Source organism: Candidatus Njordibacter sp. Uisw_039 (genome assembly GCF_047730075.1).
GTDB lineage: Bacteria > Pseudomonadota > Gammaproteobacteria > Pseudomonadales > Balneatricaceae > Njordibacter.
The window spans coordinates 131,860-147,293 of sequence record NZ_CP159831.1; the positions used below are offsets into that span (position 1 = coordinate 131,860).

The 15,434-nt window shown below is 45.5% G+C and carries 13 protein-coding genes and 1 riboswitch; of the genes, 8 read left to right on the plus strand and 5 right to left on the minus strand.

Annotated features, from left to right (window positions below; all coding sequences use genetic code 11):
• Window positions 1-38: 38 nt before the first annotated feature.
• The 5 genes from purE to ABXT70_RS00645 are packed head-to-tail and all read left to right on the plus strand — an operon-like array spanning window position 39 to window position 3,937.
• Window positions 39-530 (plus strand): 5-(carboxyamino)imidazole ribonucleotide mutase, encoded by a 492-nt coding sequence (purE, locus tag ABXT70_RS00625; protein WP_443641248.1) that lies wholly within the window; start codon window positions 39-41, stop codon window positions 528-530.
• A gap of 10 nt (window positions 531-540) precedes the next feature.
• The gene (gene purK / locus ABXT70_RS00630; protein WP_443641249.1) at window positions 541-1,623 is read left to right on the plus strand and encodes a 5-(carboxyamino)imidazole ribonucleotide synthase; all 1,083 of its coding nucleotides are present in this window, start codon (window positions 541-543) and stop codon (window positions 1,621-1,623) included.
• 4 nt (window positions 1,624-1,627) lie between these two features.
• Window positions 1,628-2,578, plus strand: a complete 951-nt coding sequence (locus ABXT70_RS00635) for an ornithine cyclodeaminase family protein (RefSeq protein ID WP_443641250.1) — start codon at window positions 1,628-1,630, stop codon at window positions 2,576-2,578.
• A gap of 11 nt (window positions 2,579-2,589) precedes the next feature.
• Window positions 2,590-3,060, plus strand: a complete 471-nt coding sequence (locus ABXT70_RS00640) for a potassium channel family protein (RefSeq protein ID WP_443641251.1) — start codon at window positions 2,590-2,592, stop codon at window positions 3,058-3,060.
• Complete coding sequence (locus tag ABXT70_RS00645) at window positions 3,047-3,937, plus strand: heme-dependent oxidative N-demethylase family protein (protein ID WP_443641252.1); 891 nt, start codon at window positions 3,047-3,049, stop codon at window positions 3,935-3,937. Before ABXT70_RS00640 ends, ABXT70_RS00645 begins: the two co-directional genes overlap by 14 nt.
• Here ABXT70_RS00645 and ABXT70_RS00650 read toward each other — a convergent pair.
• Window positions 3,909-4,544 carry a LysE family translocator gene (locus tag ABXT70_RS00650; protein ID WP_443641253.1) on the minus strand — a complete coding sequence of 212 codons (636 nt, stop codon included), beginning with the start codon at window positions 4,542-4,544 and terminating at the stop codon, window positions 3,909-3,911. The two genes, ABXT70_RS00645 and ABXT70_RS00650, sit on opposite strands and share 29 nt — an antisense overlap.
• Before the next feature lie 137 nt (window positions 4,545-4,681).
• Window positions 4,682-4,802, plus strand: a riboswitch (TPP riboswitch).
• Between the two features lie 93 nt (window positions 4,803-4,895).
• Here ABXT70_RS00650 and thiB point away from each other — a divergent pair.
• The gene (thiB, locus tag ABXT70_RS00655) at window positions 4,896-5,915 is read left to right on the plus strand and encodes a thiamine ABC transporter substrate binding subunit (RefSeq protein ID WP_443641254.1); all 1,020 of its coding nucleotides are present in this window, start codon (window positions 4,896-4,898) and stop codon (window positions 5,913-5,915) included.
• Window positions 5,916-6,487: 572 nt separating this feature from the next.
• Here thiB and ABXT70_RS00660 read toward each other — a convergent pair.
• Window positions 6,488-7,660 (minus strand): MFS transporter, encoded by a 1,173-nt coding sequence (locus ABXT70_RS00660; protein ID WP_443641255.1) that lies wholly within the window; start codon window positions 7,658-7,660, stop codon window positions 6,488-6,490.
• Between the two features lie 272 nt (window positions 7,661-7,932).
• Window positions 7,933-8,154, minus strand: coding sequence for a hypothetical protein (locus tag ABXT70_RS00665; protein WP_443641256.1), 222 nt, complete (start codon window positions 8,152-8,154; stop codon window positions 7,933-7,935).
• Between the two features lie 411 nt (window positions 8,155-8,565).
• Between ABXT70_RS00665 and ABXT70_RS00670 the strand changes: the two genes are divergently transcribed.
• Window positions 8,566-9,438, plus strand: coding sequence for a DMT family transporter (locus tag ABXT70_RS00670; RefSeq protein WP_443641257.1), 873 nt, complete (start codon window positions 8,566-8,568; stop codon window positions 9,436-9,438).
• 104 nt (window positions 9,439-9,542) lie between these two features.
• Here ABXT70_RS00670 and pntB read toward each other — a convergent pair whose 3' ends face one another.
• Both pntB and ABXT70_RS00680 read right to left on the minus strand, forming a co-directional pair.
• Window positions 9,543-10,928 carry a Re/Si-specific NAD(P)(+) transhydrogenase subunit beta gene (gene pntB, locus ABXT70_RS00675; RefSeq protein WP_443641258.1) on the minus strand — a complete coding sequence of 462 codons (1,386 nt, stop codon included), beginning with the start codon at window positions 10,926-10,928 and terminating at the stop codon, window positions 9,543-9,545.
• Between the two features lie 10 nt (window positions 10,929-10,938).
• Window positions 10,939-12,489 (minus strand): Re/Si-specific NAD(P)(+) transhydrogenase subunit alpha, encoded by a 1,551-nt coding sequence (locus ABXT70_RS00680; protein WP_443641259.1) that lies wholly within the window; start codon window positions 12,487-12,489, stop codon window positions 10,939-10,941.
• Window positions 12,490-13,035: 546 nt separating this feature from the next.
• Here ABXT70_RS00680 and ABXT70_RS00685 point away from each other — a divergent pair.
• Window positions 13,036-15,387, plus strand: coding sequence for a tetratricopeptide repeat protein (locus tag ABXT70_RS00685; RefSeq protein ID WP_443641260.1), 2,352 nt, complete (start codon window positions 13,036-13,038; stop codon window positions 15,385-15,387).
• Window positions 15,388-15,434: the final 47 nt, after the last annotated feature.

Here is a 15,434-nt window from a genome sequence, read left to right on the forward strand (position 1 = left end):
TGTGGTAAAATTTATACTTCATTATTGGAGGATAACCAATGGGCGCAAAAGTTGCCGTTATCATGGGGTCTAAGAGTGACTGGTCATGTATGCAGGAAGCCACGCAAATTATGGATCGTTTGGGGGTGAGTTACGAAGTAGAAGTGGTTTCTGCTCATCGAACGCCAGACAAACTCATGGAGTTTTCCTCTAAAGCTGCGGGCCGTGGTATTCAAGTGATTATTGCTGGTGCTGGTGGTGCAGCTCACTTGCCCGGTATGGTGGCAGCTAAAACACGCTTGCCCGTGCTGGGTGTGCCGGTACAAAGTAAAGCCTTAAGTGGAGTTGATAGCCTTTACTCAATTGTGCAAATGCCTCGTGGCGTGGCTGTGGGAAGTATGGCCATTGGCGGTGCCGGGGCCTTTAATGCAGGCCTACTGGCTAGCCAAATACTGGCTAACCAAGATGCTGACCTGGCCCTACGAATTGAAGTTTTCCGCACCGAACAAACTCAAGCTATATTAGATAACCCCGACCCAAGGAAAGGTTAATTCAAGCGCTATGAAACCAGCAATAAAACGTGTGTGGGTATTGGGAGCGGGTCAGTTAGGAGCCATGCTTAAACATGCTGCTCAACCATTGGGAGTTGATTTGCGCCCAGTGGATATTGAGTTGGATGCTAACCTGCCTCTAGAAGACGAAGATGTGATTACTGCAGAGCGCGAACAGTGGCCATCCACCAAGGCCACAGATCAACTTGCTGCACATCCCAACTTTGTGAACCAAGATGTATTTGGCTTGGTGGCGGATCGTGTTACACAAAAGCAGTTGTTAGACCGGTTGAATTTAGCCACCGCACCTTGGCAACTGGTAGAAGATCAGCATACGGCCAACAGCCTACACGCCCATTATGGCGGGCGAGTATTGCTTAAACAGCGTACCGGTGGATTTGATGGCCGTGGTCAACATTGGTTAGTTGAAGGGCAAAATAGTGCCATTCCCCAAGGCTGGCACAATAAGGTTATTGCAGAACAAGCCATTGCCTTCGACGAAGAAGTGTCCATTGTTGGAGTGCGAAATCGGGCCGGGGAATGTCATTACTACCCACTGGCACTCAACCGTCATCAAGACGGTATTCTAACGGTAACCTTGGCGCCTCTAGAGCGCTTATATAGCCTACAAAACGAAGCAGAAACCATGCTTGAAAAAGTAATGGATGAGCTTAATTACGTGGGCGTAATGGCTATGGAGCTGTTTAGAGTAGGTGAGCGCTTACTTATCAATGAGCTTGCGCCACGTGTGCATAATAGTGGGCATTGGACTCAATCGGGTGCTAGTATCAGCCAGTTTGAGTACCATGTACGAGCAACGGCAGACTTGCCCCTTGCGCCTGCTGTTATCAAGCACAACAGTGTCATGATTAACCTTATTGGCATCGATTACAATTTAGCTTGGTTGGCTTTACCAGGCGCCGAAGTTTTTTGGTATGGCAAAGAAGTGAGGCCTGTTCGTAAAGTCGGGCACATTAACTTCACCATAGCTGACAAAGCGCAGCTGATTCACTCCTTACGGCAGCTTCAAGTAACCCTGACAGATTGGTATCAGCCAGCGTTAGATTGGACCATAGATGAGCTGGAAGGATAGAATCATGCATGTAATTGATGGGGCAACAACTGCACGGTTATTACCATACCCAGAACTCATTGATGCGTTGGATGATGCCTTTGCCAAAGGTGAAGAGGCAGCTACTGCGCCACCAAGACTGCATTATTCCGTGCCCGAACTTGTGAGCCATAGCCAGCCTGCACAAGCAGACCGTACCTTGCTCATTATGCCTTCCTGGGCACAAGATGCAGGGGTTGTAGTGAAGTTGGTTAACGTAGTACCCAGCAATTCGGCCCGCAGTCTTGCTGCTATACAAGCTCAAGTGCTTGTGGCCGATGCCGAAACAGGCGCTTGGTCTACTTTAATAGACGGAGCAACACTTACAGCACGAAGAACTGCCGCTACATCCGCACTTGCTGCCCGTTACTTAGCCCCCAAAAATGCACAAACACTGCTCATTGTTGGCACAGGGCGATTATCCCTAGAATTGGTCCACGCCCATATGTGTGTGCGACCCTCAATCAATAGGGTATTAATTTGGGGCCGCGATCAAGCCAAAGCAACAGCGGTGGCTAGCGAAATTAAATGCGCTCAAGCCATTAGTGATTTGGAGCAGGCCTGTGGCGAAGCTGATGTTATAAGCTGCTGTACTTTGTCTAGCCAAGCCTTAGTGAAAGGCGCGTGGGTGCAAGCGGGTACACACATTGATCTGGTGGGTGCATATCGCCCAGATTTGCGCGAAACCGATGGTGAGCTGGTAGCCAAAAGCAAGGTGTTTGTCGATACCTATGCCGGTGCTCACGGTGAAGCTGGAGACTTGTTACAGGCTGCAAGGGAAGGGTTTTTTAATATGGCAGATATTCAGGCAGATCTACACCAACTAAGTGGCATGAGCTACCAGAGGCTCAGCCAAAGTATCACTTTGTTTAAGTCTGTAGGCGCCTCCATTGAAGATTTTGTTGCGGCACGTATGGTGGCTGAGGCCTCAAAATAGAGATTCTGGTGATGAATAAACACATCTACAAAACAGACAAGTACGGCATTCGAAACTATAGCCTATTAGCATTAGGGGCCGCTGGTGTATGCTTCCTTTACAGCGTTATTGCCCTATTGGCCTTGGCATTACAGCATTTTGAAGGAGGAGCGCTAAATAGCAATATAAACTCCTACGTTGATGCCTTTTGGACCTTACAAATGAGCGCCAGTACCATTGGTTTTGGAGACCATTTCCCCGTCACTATTGGTGGGCGTATGGTGGTGGCATTGATGTTCTATGTCGGGGTGGGATTAGTGGGTTTTATTGGCGCCCTCATTGCCGAGCGTATTCTTGGTTTTGCAGACACAAATATAAAAAATAGAGAATTGCGTCAGCAAAATAGTGATATTTTGATGCACAATAAAGAGCTGGAAAAGAAAATCGACCTGCTTATAGAGCGTGTTGAGCAGGTGGTGGATCAGCGCCATGAGCATGATTAATATTGCCATTGAGGTGCCCAAATACCTGCCACACATGCAGCACAAAGATCCTATTTCTATGGGTCTGGAGCCTATAGATAGACGTAATTGGATTGAGCCAGATGAACACTACCCAAGATACTTGGAACATAAGCTGTTATTAAAGGAATTACAGCAGCAGCATATATTCGACGCCTTGCCGAGTGCCTATGTGGCCCAACAGGAGCTGGCTTTTGAGCTAAAGAGACACCTGCTAGATCAACATAGTCATTTATACTGTCCTGTTGCAGATGGGTTGAGCTATTTGCCTAATGGCATTGAGTTGGCTGCAGCCAACACCCATCCTTTGTGGCAGGCATCATTATGGGTAGCGGATGATTTACTCATTATGCAGAAATTAGATGGCCACTATTGCCTTACGGCAGCAAGTTTGTGCAGCCCGAGCAGCTGGCATTTGGCAGAAAAAATAGGCCAGCCTATGGCAAGGATTCATGACCCCGTGCCTACCATTCATCAAAAGTTGACGCCAAAAATAGATCGTTTTTTTGATTACCTCACAGTAGAAAAGCCGATTCAGAGATTTAATTGGTCACTGCAGGCGAATACACAATTGGCACAACTGCCTGAAGATAAGGTGATTCATGCAGCCAATACGCCCTTATATTACCGCTGCGAACGGCAAACTCTCACACGGTTACCTCAAACCAACGCCATAGCTTTTACCATAAGGGTTTATATCTATCCGATGATGAACCTAACTCAGGTGCCCCATGCACTAACGCAACTAAAAACGGTAATAAGTTCGATGCCCAAAGCCGTGGCGACTTATAAAGAAATCATCTATTTTGCCCCTGCATTACAGAAGTATTTTAGTGATTTGAGCTCATTAAAAGGTTAATACCAAAATAACTAAATAGGCCTCCTGCCAGCAGGTTGCTCCAGCGTTTCAGGTGTGCCTGGTGTTTTAACTTGGCGCTAATGTTGGCGCTAAACCAAGCCACTATTAAGCACCAAATAAGGCCGTTAAAGCTAAATAAAAACCCTAAAAATAAAAATGATAAGCTTACGTTGCTTGAATCTGCAGCAATAAACTGTGGCACAAAAGCGATAAAGAATAACGCCACTTTAGGGTTTAAGGCATTGGTTAAAAAACCTTGGTAAAAAATAGTTTTGTTGGATGAGGTGCTAAGCGAAACAAACACACTATTTGCCGGTACGGTTCGTTTAAATAACATAGATAAACCCATATAGAGCAAATACAAACCCCCGAGTACCTTGATCAATAGATAGGCATTTTCGGAAGCTGCCAATAGTGCCGAAATACCAAAAGCAGCAGCAAATATGTGGCCTAGGGTACCTGCACCAATCCCCAGAGCTGCCACGGAACCCGCTCCAAAACCCTGGCTGGCACTGTGGCTGGCAACAAATACAAAATCCTGACCAGGAACTAGATTGAGGGCAATGCCTGCGCTGATGAATAACCAAAGGTCCTCGGTTCCAAGCATATAAGGGTACTTCCATTAAGATAATTGAAACAATAAATCTGTACTATATTTAAACCTTAGTGCAAATATATTACATTCTAATAATCATCAGTACTAGCCTTGCAATCAAGGCTAACTTTAGTCTATATTACGCCCACTATGACTTGTCGGGGTGCCTAGTTAATTTCAAAATTAACGCGTTGGGCTGAGATCACTTATGTGAATCCCGTTGGACCTGATCTGGATAATGCCAGCGTAGGGAACAAGGAAACGCATCCACGTAAGCCAGCCTTGCGCCGCTCCCTCCTCCTAATAGTGCCAATGTATCATTGGCCGTCATAGAAATTAACCAGTTAATTTTTAGGAGTACTTATGTCTCATTATACGGCTTATTTTGCCGCCACTTGTCTTAGTTTATTGATTGCCACCACGCCATCGTTAGCTAACGATGCACCCAAAAAAGAACTTACGGTGTATACCTACGATTCCTTCGTGTCAGATTGGGGTATGGGACCACTCATAAAACCCACCTTTGAAGAGCAATGTGGCTGCACATTAAATCTAGTGGGCATGGAAGACGCTGTTGCCATGTTGCAGCGCCTAAAGTTAGAAGGCGCATCCACAAAAGCTGACATAGTGCTAGGGCTAGATTTAAACTTAGTCGATGACGCTAAAAAAAGTGGTCTGTTTACTACCCACACAGTGGATACCAGGGCTTTAGAAATGCCCATTGACTGGCAAGACGATACCTTTGTGCCATTCGATTATGGCTACTTTGCATTTGTTTACAACACCGAACTTATGCCTAACCCGCCTAAGAGTTTAGATGAGTTAGTGAACGCTGGGCCAGAATTAAAAATTATCATTCAAGACCCACGTTCAAGTACGCCAGGATTAGGTTTATTATTGTGGATGAAGTCTGTTTATGGTGACAAAACCGATGCAGCTTGGTCCAAATTGTCTGACAATATTTTAACCACCACCAAAGGTTGGAGCGAAGCTTATTTTAGTTTGTTCCTAGCGGGGGAAGCCCCCATGGTATTAAGCTACAGCACTTCTCCTGCCTACCATATGGCTATTGAAGGTACAGAGCAATACCAAGCGGCTGCGTTTGAAGAAGGTCATTATCTCCAAGTGGAAGTTGCGGCTAAGCTTAAGGCGTCTAAAAATTCAGAGCTTGCCGACGATTTCCTCAACTTCATGGTGAGTGAGGGCTTTCAAAAACACCTACCCCTAAGCAACGTGATGTATCCTGTAAACACGCCTACAGACATGCCAGAAGCCTACGGTAAGCTAATTAAACCTGCCCAGGTATTGCAGCTAGATACTGCTCAAATCAATCAAAACCGCAAACAGTGGGTTAATGATTGGCTTAACATCATGACTCAGTAAGGTCTTAGCCTCTTAGCGTAGGCCTGGAGCAGAGCAAAGCAGATGGCTGGCTATTATAGGGGCCAGCACCTTGGTTTGTTGCTAGCCTTGCAGCAATTTATCTTAGGCGTGATATTTTACTGTGTGTTGATGCCTTTTGGCCTAGTTATCAAGCTCTTTGGTAAAGATTTACTTTCAAGAAAGCTTGATTACACATTATTGAGTTACAGAATTGTTAACAGTGAAGAAATTGAAACCAGTATGAAGAATCCATTTTAATGTTAGATCTAATTAAAAATTTATGGGGCTTCATGAAAGCTCGCAAGAAGTTCTAGTTAGCACCGATTATTTTTGTTTTATTGCTACTTGGAGCCTTAATTGTACTGCCTGCGTGCTTTTGGTATGTGTCGTTAAAATGGATAAGCAAGTCCAATAGTGCAAACTGTGAAACGTGATTCGAGAGTGTGCTAGCCATGTAGCACGTCGGGTTGGGGTTTGTCGAAATACTGCCTACGCTCGTGCGATAGGCATCACCAAAAGGAGCAGTAAAATTCAATGGATATCGACTGAGCGACGGCCGTCATGTATTAAAATTAACCACGAGCATGCCGATGGACTACTGATAATAGAGCCACGGCCAGGACCGAAACCAGGCTAAAAGCGGCGGCAATCAGTAAAGCTAATTGGTAGTCTCCACTTATATCGAAAAGCAAACCTGCAAACCATGGACCAAGCAGTCCGGCGCATCCCCATGCTGTAAACACACGGCCATAAATTCTAGCACTGTCCTTAACGCCAAACAGCTTTGCGATGGCGGCTGGATATGCCGCAATGGTGCCGCCGTAGGCAAAGCCGATAACACTTAAGCTAATCAAGAGCCCGCCTAATCTTCCAAACGCGACCAAACTAATGAGTGCGCAAGTTGTAATCACAGCCAACACGGCCAGCAAGCCTTCTGGTCTCACTTTATCAACGAGGCGACCACCAATCAGACTGCCAAGCAAATTAAAGGCTGCTATCACCATAGGCGCGAGCCAGGGCGAAATGCCTGGCTGCAATGCGGCTGCAACCCCAGCAGCATGACCAATGACCATGAGGCCAGCTAACACCCCTCCAAAATACCCGAGCCACAAGAGCTGCTGACTTCGAAGCGAAGCGGAGGTGGTGATAGAGCGATGCTTATCTGTGCGAAATTTTGCCCCAACGCACTTGAGTATTGCCCCACTCAATATGCCTGAGGCTAGCAACACCGTCGTCAGCGCCACCATTACAGCTCGAAAACTAAGGGTTTCTAATATGGCACTGAATAGGGTGGGGGATACAACCGCTCCGAAAGCATACGCTGCTGTTACAATGCCCATAGCCAAGCCTTCGCGCCCAGGATTGGCCTGAGCCGCAAGTTGCAATCCAAACCCGTAACCAAGTCCATTGGCTGCACCAAAAATCACTCCATAGCCGAGCCATACAGCCGAGAGAGAGTCCCCTATCCCAGCAATAAAAGTCCCGATAGCAGCTAACATGCATGCAGCCATAACAATAGCTGCAGGGGATGATCGGCCATAAATGCGATGGCCAAGTAACACGGCAATAGATAACGAGACTAAAGCAAGAGAATAGGTGAGTGAGACAGCAGAACGTGTGGTGAGAAACAGTGTTTCTAGAGGCACTAAGAGTATAGAAAATGCATGGATTGAACCGAGCACGGCAGACACAATAGCTGCTGCAAGAAGCACTAATGAGCTTTGGCTAACCTTAGGGTAAATCAAGCAATGACCTCTTCATTAGCTAAGTTCGCTTTATTATTGGGTCACCCCACAAAGGCCAACACTGCTTAGTTTAATTGGCGCCGATGAATTTTAGGCTAGCCCTCATAATATTACTGAACTCGATTTAAATCTAGTTCAGTTTCTGTACTTTGGGTGGCATTAGTTTCATGTTTTTGGAGGGTTACAGTAGCATGGTGCTTGGTAGGCTCTTTATCCACCGTAGAATCAAAAAAGCCCACATATGCGTGGGCTTTTATACAGCTAAACGTACTCTATTTTCGGTTGAATAGAGCGTAGATGACTGCGATTGAGGCTAAACCTACCAAACCTTCTCCGCCTAGAGTACCAACAATGCTGAGAACATTCTCAACAACGCCAACACCTACAAAAGCCACGTTAGCACCAAAAATCACTTCTAAAACAATGGCTAGTGCAATAAGTGCCATACCCGCTTCAGTTAACTTTTTAATACTACCTACGATATTATCAATCATATACTGCCTCATAAGAGTTTGTTATTTTTGTTTAGCCAAGCTAAGGATTAGCGTATTGACTGAGCACATCATAGCAATATATGTGTAATTAGCAAACTATTGGTATTCACGTCTAAAAAAGTAGTGCTTTTTAATGAACTTGTTTGTGATGATGGTGTTGTGAATAATCTGTCACTTAGACCTCCTTTATCGTGCGTGGGAGAGGAACCGTTGGTATGTCTGCGCGGTTAAAGGCCGATTATCCAGGCTAGTGAACAGCCAGTTGTAAAATTAATAAATATGTTGATATTATTATAAAAGAATTAAAGATGCCCTTGACCCAGAGTCAATTCCTGCAGAAGGAACCATAGGCCCCTGCATGCAAATCAAACATAGCTTTAGGCGAGCAGCCACAAAGCTAAGGCCCAGTATATGAAACCAACTGATGCGTTGATTGCCCTCATGGTACCCCTAGTCTGGGGTATGGGCTTAGTGATAGCCAAACCCGCGGTTGATCAGTTTCCACCCATTTTACTGATGGCTCTTCGGTTTTCCGTTACGGCTTTATTGTTGGTGTGGTTTGTGCCCGTACCAAGGGGCATGCGTAAGTCTTTAGCACTGGTTGCGCTGGTGGGCTCTACCTTGCAATATGGCTTGTCTTATAATGGCTTGAAACTACTGGACGCCAGCACAACAGCCTTGATTGTGCAGATTGAAACGCCTTTTTTATTGCTCATTAGCGCTGTTTGGCTTGGTGATCGTCTTACCGTCCGACAGCTAGCGGGTTTAGCTGTTGCATTTGTGGGCATCTATATTCTTACGGGCGCCCCTAACTTATTGGGTAAGTGGGTAGGCATAAGTTTAGCTATAAGTGGGGCTTTTATGTGGGCCTTAGGACAGGCTTTAATGCGTCGCTTAACGGAGAGTCAGCCTGACCGTCTTTCGGGTATGGGCACCATTGCTTGGGTTTCGGTATTTGCTGCACCCCAATTATTTGTGGCTTCTCTTCTCGTTGAAGATCAGCACTGGTATCACATTAGCCATGCAGGAATTGCCGTATGGGGTGCAGTGGCCTATTTAGGGGTAGTTATGACAGCGCTTGGTTATACCTGTTGGTATCATGTGCTGGGCCGTTACCCGGCGTCTCAAGCAGGGCCCTATCTGCTTTTGCTACCTGTGTTTTCTATTTTGGGGGGCTGGTTGTTCTTAGGAGAGCCGGTGAATCAACGTATGTTAATTGGCGGTGTAGTGATTGTGTTTGGCGTGGCTTTGCTAACAGTGCAGCGATCTTCTGCCATCAAATAGTTGTTTTAATAGCAGCTGATGATTACAACTTTTCCATAAGGCACAAAAAAGGCCCATAAACCATTCTATCAATGGTCCACAGGCCTTTAAAACCTAATGGCCCATCAAATATTACTCGCTATTTGGTCACACGAGCTCTTTGCATCACCAAACAGCATTTTGGTATTGTCCATAAAGAACAAAGGATTCTGTACTCCAGCATAGCCCGATGCCATACCACGCTTAAATACAATCACGTTTTTAGCGTGCCATACTTCGAGTACTGGCATACCTGCAATGGGGCTGCCTGGCTTTTTCGCTGCTGGGTTAACCGTATCGTTGGCGCCTATCACCAGCACCACATCAGTATTGGCTAAGTCGTCATTGATTTCGTCCATCTCCAAAACGATGTCGTAAGGTACCTTAGCTTCTGCCAACAATACGTTCATATGGCCTGGCAAACGTCCAGCTACAGGGTGAATACCAAAGCGTACTTCTACACCTTGAGCCCGCAGTTTTTGGGTAATGTCTTGTACTTGGTATTGCGCTTGCGCCACGGCCATGCCGTAGCCTGGGGTAATGACCACAGACTTAGCATTGGTCAACATACTGGCCACTTCTTCGGCAGTAGTGGGTTGCACTTCACCTTCCTCATCCTCATCGCTAACAATAGGATCGTTGCCAAAACCACCAGTAATGACGGAAATAAAGGAGCGATTCATGGCCCGGCACATAATGTAGCTGAGAATTGCGCCAGAAGAACCTACCAAGGCACCGGTAACAATCAATAAGTTGTTGCCTAGCAAGAAACCTGCGGCAGCTGCAGCCCAACCGGAGTAAGAATTGAGCATTGACACCACAACAGGCATGTCAGCACCACCTATGGAGGCCACCAAATGCCAGCCAAACACTAAGGCAATGAGACCCATAATAATTAGGTGGGTATCGTTGCCACCTTGATTAACAAATTGTACTAACATGACTGCACTGGCCAGCAAAGCCAGTAAATTTAGTTTGTGCCGATGGGGCAAGTTAAGGGCTTTGGATGACATGATGCCACGTAATTTACCAAAGGCTACAATAGAGCCTGTAAAAGTGACTGCACCAATAAACACTCCTAAGAATACTTCAACCAAGTGAATATTTTGCATCACCGGAGTCAGTTCTTGGGAATGATCTAAGTAACTATTAATACCCACAAACACTGCTGCTAAACCCACAAAACTGTGGAGTATTGCTATCAATTCGGGCATTTCGGTCATAGCCACTCGCTTAGCCATATAAATGCCAATAGCTGCGCCAATTAACATAGCAATGATAATGTAGCTCAGCCCCGTGGTGAGGCTAATAACCTTAGGGCTTAGTAAAGTCGCGACTAAGGCAATACCCATGCCCACGATGCCAAACCAAATACCACGTTTAGCTGACTCTTGTTGGGATAGGCCGCCAAGGGCCATGATAAATAATACAGCGGCGATAATGTAAGCTGTGATAACCATACCTGCTTGCATTGGTCGTCTCCTATTTCTGGAACATTTTTAACATACGCTTGGTGACATAAAAGCCACCAGCGATGTTAATGGATGCGATGAGCACAGAGATCAGCGCAAGAATCGAGACGAGATTAAGCTCATCGCCCACCTGTAACAAAGCCCCCACAACAATAATGCCAGACACCGCATTAGTGATTGCCATAAGGGGGGTGTGCAAGGCATGCTTTACGTTCCAAACCACGTAATAACCAATAATGCAGGCCAATACAAATACTGTAAAATGACCTAAGAAGGCTGCCGGCGCATTGAGGGCAATCCAACCTACTAAAGCTAGGCCCGCTGCGCCTAAACCATACTTCACAGGCACCGATATCTCCTGTTTAGCAGGTTCAATAGGAGCGCTGTCGTCAGCTTTCTTAGGTGCCGCCGCAGCAACCTGGATAGGAGGGGCAGGCCATGTGACTGCGCCATCTTTAGTTATCGTAACACCCCGCATAATGGGGTCTTCAAAGTCGACTACGAGTTTGCCATCTTTCTCAGGGCAAAGCAGTTTTAGTAAGTTAACTAAGTTAGTGCCGTACAACTGTGAGGCTTGGCTGGGCAGGCGAGCGGGCATATCTGTGTAGCCGATCACCGTCACGCCATTGTCTGTGGTGACGACTTTTCCGGGTTCGGTGAGGTCACAGTTACCACCGCCACCAGCGGCTAAATCTACTATTACACTGCCTGGGGTCATGCTAGCGACCATTGCAGCGGTAATTAGCTTGGGTGATGGTTTTCCGGGAATCATGGCCGTGGTAATGATGATGTCCACTTCTTTGGCTTGCTCGGCAAATAGGGCCATTTCGGCCTCAATAAAGGCTTTACTCATGACTTTGGCATAACCATCACCAGAGCCACTTTCTTCTTCTATTTCTACTTCTAGGAACTCAGCACCCATAGAGTTAATTTGTTCTTTTACTTCGGGGCGGGTATCAAAGGCTCGCACGATAGCGCCTAAGCTACCTGCTGCGCCCAATGCTGCAAGTCCTGCAACACCTGCACCTATAATCAGTACTTTAGCCGGTGGTACTTTGCCTGCGGCAGTGATTTGGCCGGTAAAGAAACGACCAAAGTGATGGGCTGCTTCAATCACAGCCCGATAACCACCGATGTTGGCCATGGAACTCAAAGCATCCATCGACTGAGAGCGCGATATGCGTGGCACCGACTCCATAGACATAGCGGTTATATTGCGCTCTGCAAGCTGTTTGAGTTGGTCTTCGTTTTGGGCGGGGGCCATGAAGCTGATTAAGTGACCGCCTTGTTTGAGCAAGTCTAACTCATGACACTTCTGATTAGGGTGCTCTAACAAAGGGTTTACCTTGAGCACTAAATCACTCTGGTACACGGCTTTGGTGTCGGCGTTAATAGATGCTCCAGCAGCTTCGTAAGAAGCATCATCAAAGTTGGCAGCAAGCCCCGCGCTAGACTCAATACAAACGTCAAAACCAAGCTTTATTAACTGTGCTACTGTTTTTGGAGTGGCAGCGACACGAGTTTCGCCAACCATAGGTTCCTTGGGTATACCGATAAGCATGGAATTACCTGTGCATGTGGTAGAAAGAAAAATCTATCTGAGTTATTAGTATGTTTTATTGTGGCTTTTTTGAGCAATGAAAAACTATCTATTTTTATCAAGAGCGCAGCTAAAGTGCAATGAAAATAATGATTTAGGCTGTGAATACTGAATATATTCTATAAAATGATATAACTATATTCTAAAATAGCATAACAAGAACGGTCTTATAGAGAAAAGCTAGTAAGAAGAGTAGAAAGACAACACCCTAGGATGGTGTGTCCACAGCCAAATAAGGCTGCAGTGACTTTAGCGATCTAATGGACCTCTTGGCATTACTGGCAGAAGTGCTCAACATAGCAGGAGTCTCAGATGTAGAACTAGTAATGCTGTGAGCCCTGTTAGCAGGTCGAGTATTGGCGCAGTTGGTGTGTTAAGTAGGTGCTGCACAGGTTAATTTGACTGATTGGGATAACCCTATTGGGCAGGTATTCATCATAAATCAGATATTTTTTTAGTCACCAGCATGTATAATATTGCACGAACGAATAGATTACGGACTGATTTGTGGAACTGACATTAGAGGAAGCACTAAAGAAGGGCAATGAAGCACATAAAGCTGGCCACGTTCAAAAAGCGGAGAAGTGGTACACCGCTATTCTTCAGACACATCCCAAACATCCCGATGCTAATTATAATATGGGTGTGTTGGCTGTTAGTGTGGGTATAACACAACAGGCACTGCCGTACTTTAAAACAGCTTTAGAGGCTAACCCCAACATAGGCCAATTCTGGCTAAGCTACATACATGCTTTGATGAAGCTAGGCCGTTCTACTGAGGCAAGAACTGTGTTCGACCAGGCTAAGGCAAAAGGAGCCAGCGGTGAGGCATTCGATCAGCTAGAGCAACAACTCTCTGAGCAAGGGTTGAAGATCAATGAGACTAATACCATGGGCGTGAAAAGCTCAAACTCTTCCAAGTTCAATATCTTACATACGACCAAACTTGATAAGGCTTTAAGGCTTGCTAAGAAGAAATCCAAAGATGGCCAGCTAGAAGAAGCAAAAAATATTTACCAAGACATTTTGCAAAAGTTTCCAAAGCATAAAAATGCGTCAATCGCTCTCCAATCATTAGTTGGAGGCCCAACAGTAGCGCCACAAGACCCTCCTTTGGAACAGTTGCAATCTGTCATCAGCATCTATAATCAAGGACAACTGCAGCAAGCTTTGTCTCATGCCACTGAGATGCTAGAGAGATTTCCAAATTCTGTTGTCCTTTACAATATTGCAGGGGCTTCTAATGCAGGATTAATGCAACTTGATGCAGCTATAAATAACTTTAAACAGGCTCTCAAGATTAAGCCTGGCAATGCTGATGCCTATAATAATATTGGCAACGCCCTGATGGGTAAAGGTGATTTAGAAGCGGCTGTAGGTAGCTACAAGCAGGCTCTAAAGATTAAGCCTGATTTTGCTGAGGCCTATAATAATATGGGAAATGCTCTGAATGCTCAGGGTCAGCCGGAGGTAGCTATAAAGAACTACAAGCAGGCTCTAAAGATAAATCCTGATTATGCTGAGGCCGTTAATAATATGGGTGTTGCTTTAAAGGATAAGGGTGATCCAGAGGCAGCTATAGACATCTACAAACAGGCTCTAAAAATTAAGCCTGACTATGCTGAGGCTTATTACAATATTGGTGTTGCCCTGAATGATAAGGGCGCTGAAGAAGCAGCAATAGACAGCTTTAAACAGGCTCTCAAGATTAAGCCTGACTATGCTGAGGCCTATAATAATATGGGAGATATCCTCAAGGGGCAGGGTAATTCAGAGGCAGCTGCAAACAGCTTTAGCCAGGCTGTAAAAATTCAACCTGACAATGCTGAGGCCCATCGGCTCCTCAGCAGCTTAAGCCGTTATAAAGAACACGACGACCATTTTGTTAAGATGCAGAACCTATACCTAGACCCAACTATTACGGATGACCAACGTTGCCACCTTAGCTTTGCACTAAGTAAGGCATCTGAAGACCTAAACGAGATTGGTCAGTCTTTCACTTACCTAAAAGCTGGAAATGAACTCCGAAAGAAAATACTTTCTTACGATATTAAACAAGACATAGAGCTGTTCAGTCAATTAAAGAAATCATTCCCCAGTATTGCAGGGGTTGCTTTGCACTCGATTGGCGAAAAAAGTGAACTAAAGCCGATTTTTATATTAGGAATGCCTAGATCTGGAACAACTTTGGTGGAGCAAATTGTATCATCACACTCAGAAGTGGCAGGTGCTGGGGAATTGCGTTATGTTGAAAAGTTCGGCCAATCTATTGCCAAGGGGTTGATTAAACCAAACTCTGAGGTCATTTCGGACTTTAGGCAACGCTATATTGAGGCGTTAAAGAAAAGGTCGGATGCTAGATCCCTGGTGACAGATAAGATGCCATGGAACTTTCGATATGTTGGATTGATCTTTTCGGCGTTTCCAGATGCCAAAGTAATCCATGTTAATAGAGACCCTTGTGCCACATGTTGGTCAAATTACAAACACTATTTTGCAGCTAAAGGTATGGGTTATGGCTATGACCTTGAAGACATTGTGACGTATTTTGGTCTGTATCAAGACTTAATGCAGTTTTGGCAGGGGCATTATGGAGATCGTATTTTTGACCTCAACTATGACAATCTCACTATTAATCAAGAAGATGGGACTAGAAAGCTAATTCAGTACCTTGAATTGCAGTGGGAACATGGCTGTCTATCCCCCCAAAGTAACCAACGAAGCGTTCGCACCGCGTCCAATCAACAAGTACGGCAAAAAGTTTATCAAGGCAGTTCACAGCAGTGGCGTAAATTCGAACCTTATCTCAATGGTGCATTTGATCAACTCAAGGGTAAAATTGAACAGTCACTGAAATAGTCACCTGTGTCGCCCAGACCAAGTGTGCTGACAGTCCATAGAAAGCC

Bases quoted from the DNA above. Each gene is read 5' to 3' on its own strand.
- purK (WP_443641249.1), top strand. From the start codon at position 541: ATGAAACCAGCAATAAAACGTGTGTGGGTATTGGGAGCGGGTCAGTTA.
- ABXT70_RS00635 (WP_443641250.1), top strand. From the start codon at position 1,628: ATGCATGTAATTGATGGGGCAACAACTGCACGGTTATTACCATACCCA.
- ABXT70_RS00670 (WP_443641257.1), top strand. From the start codon at position 8,566: ATGAAACCAACTGATGCGTTGATTGCCCTCATGGTACCCCTAGTCTGG.
- ABXT70_RS00645 (WP_443641252.1), top strand. From the start codon at position 3,047: ATGAGCATGATTAATATTGCCATTGAGGTGCCCAAATACCTGCCACAC.
- ABXT70_RS00640 (WP_443641251.1), top strand. From the start codon at position 2,590: ATGAATAAACACATCTACAAAACAGACAAGTACGGCATTCGAAACTAT.
- ABXT70_RS00650 (WP_443641253.1), bottom strand. From the start codon at position 4,544: ATGCTTGGAACCGAGGACCTTTGGTTATTCATCAGCGCAGGCATTGCC.
- ABXT70_RS00665 (WP_443641256.1), bottom strand. From the start codon at position 8,154: ATGATTGATAATATCGTAGGTAGTATTAAAAAGTTAACTGAAGCGGGT.
- purE (WP_443641248.1), top strand. From the start codon at position 39: ATGGGCGCAAAAGTTGCCGTTATCATGGGGTCTAAGAGTGACTGGTCA.
- ABXT70_RS00680 (WP_443641259.1), bottom strand. From the start codon at position 12,489: ATGCTTATCGGTATACCCAAGGAACCTATGGTTGGCGAAACTCGTGTC.
- pntB (WP_443641258.1), bottom strand. From the start codon at position 10,928: ATGCAAGCAGGTATGGTTATCACAGCTTACATTATCGCCGCTGTATTA.
- thiB (WP_443641254.1), top strand. From the start codon at position 4,896: ATGTCTCATTATACGGCTTATTTTGCCGCCACTTGTCTTAGTTTATTG.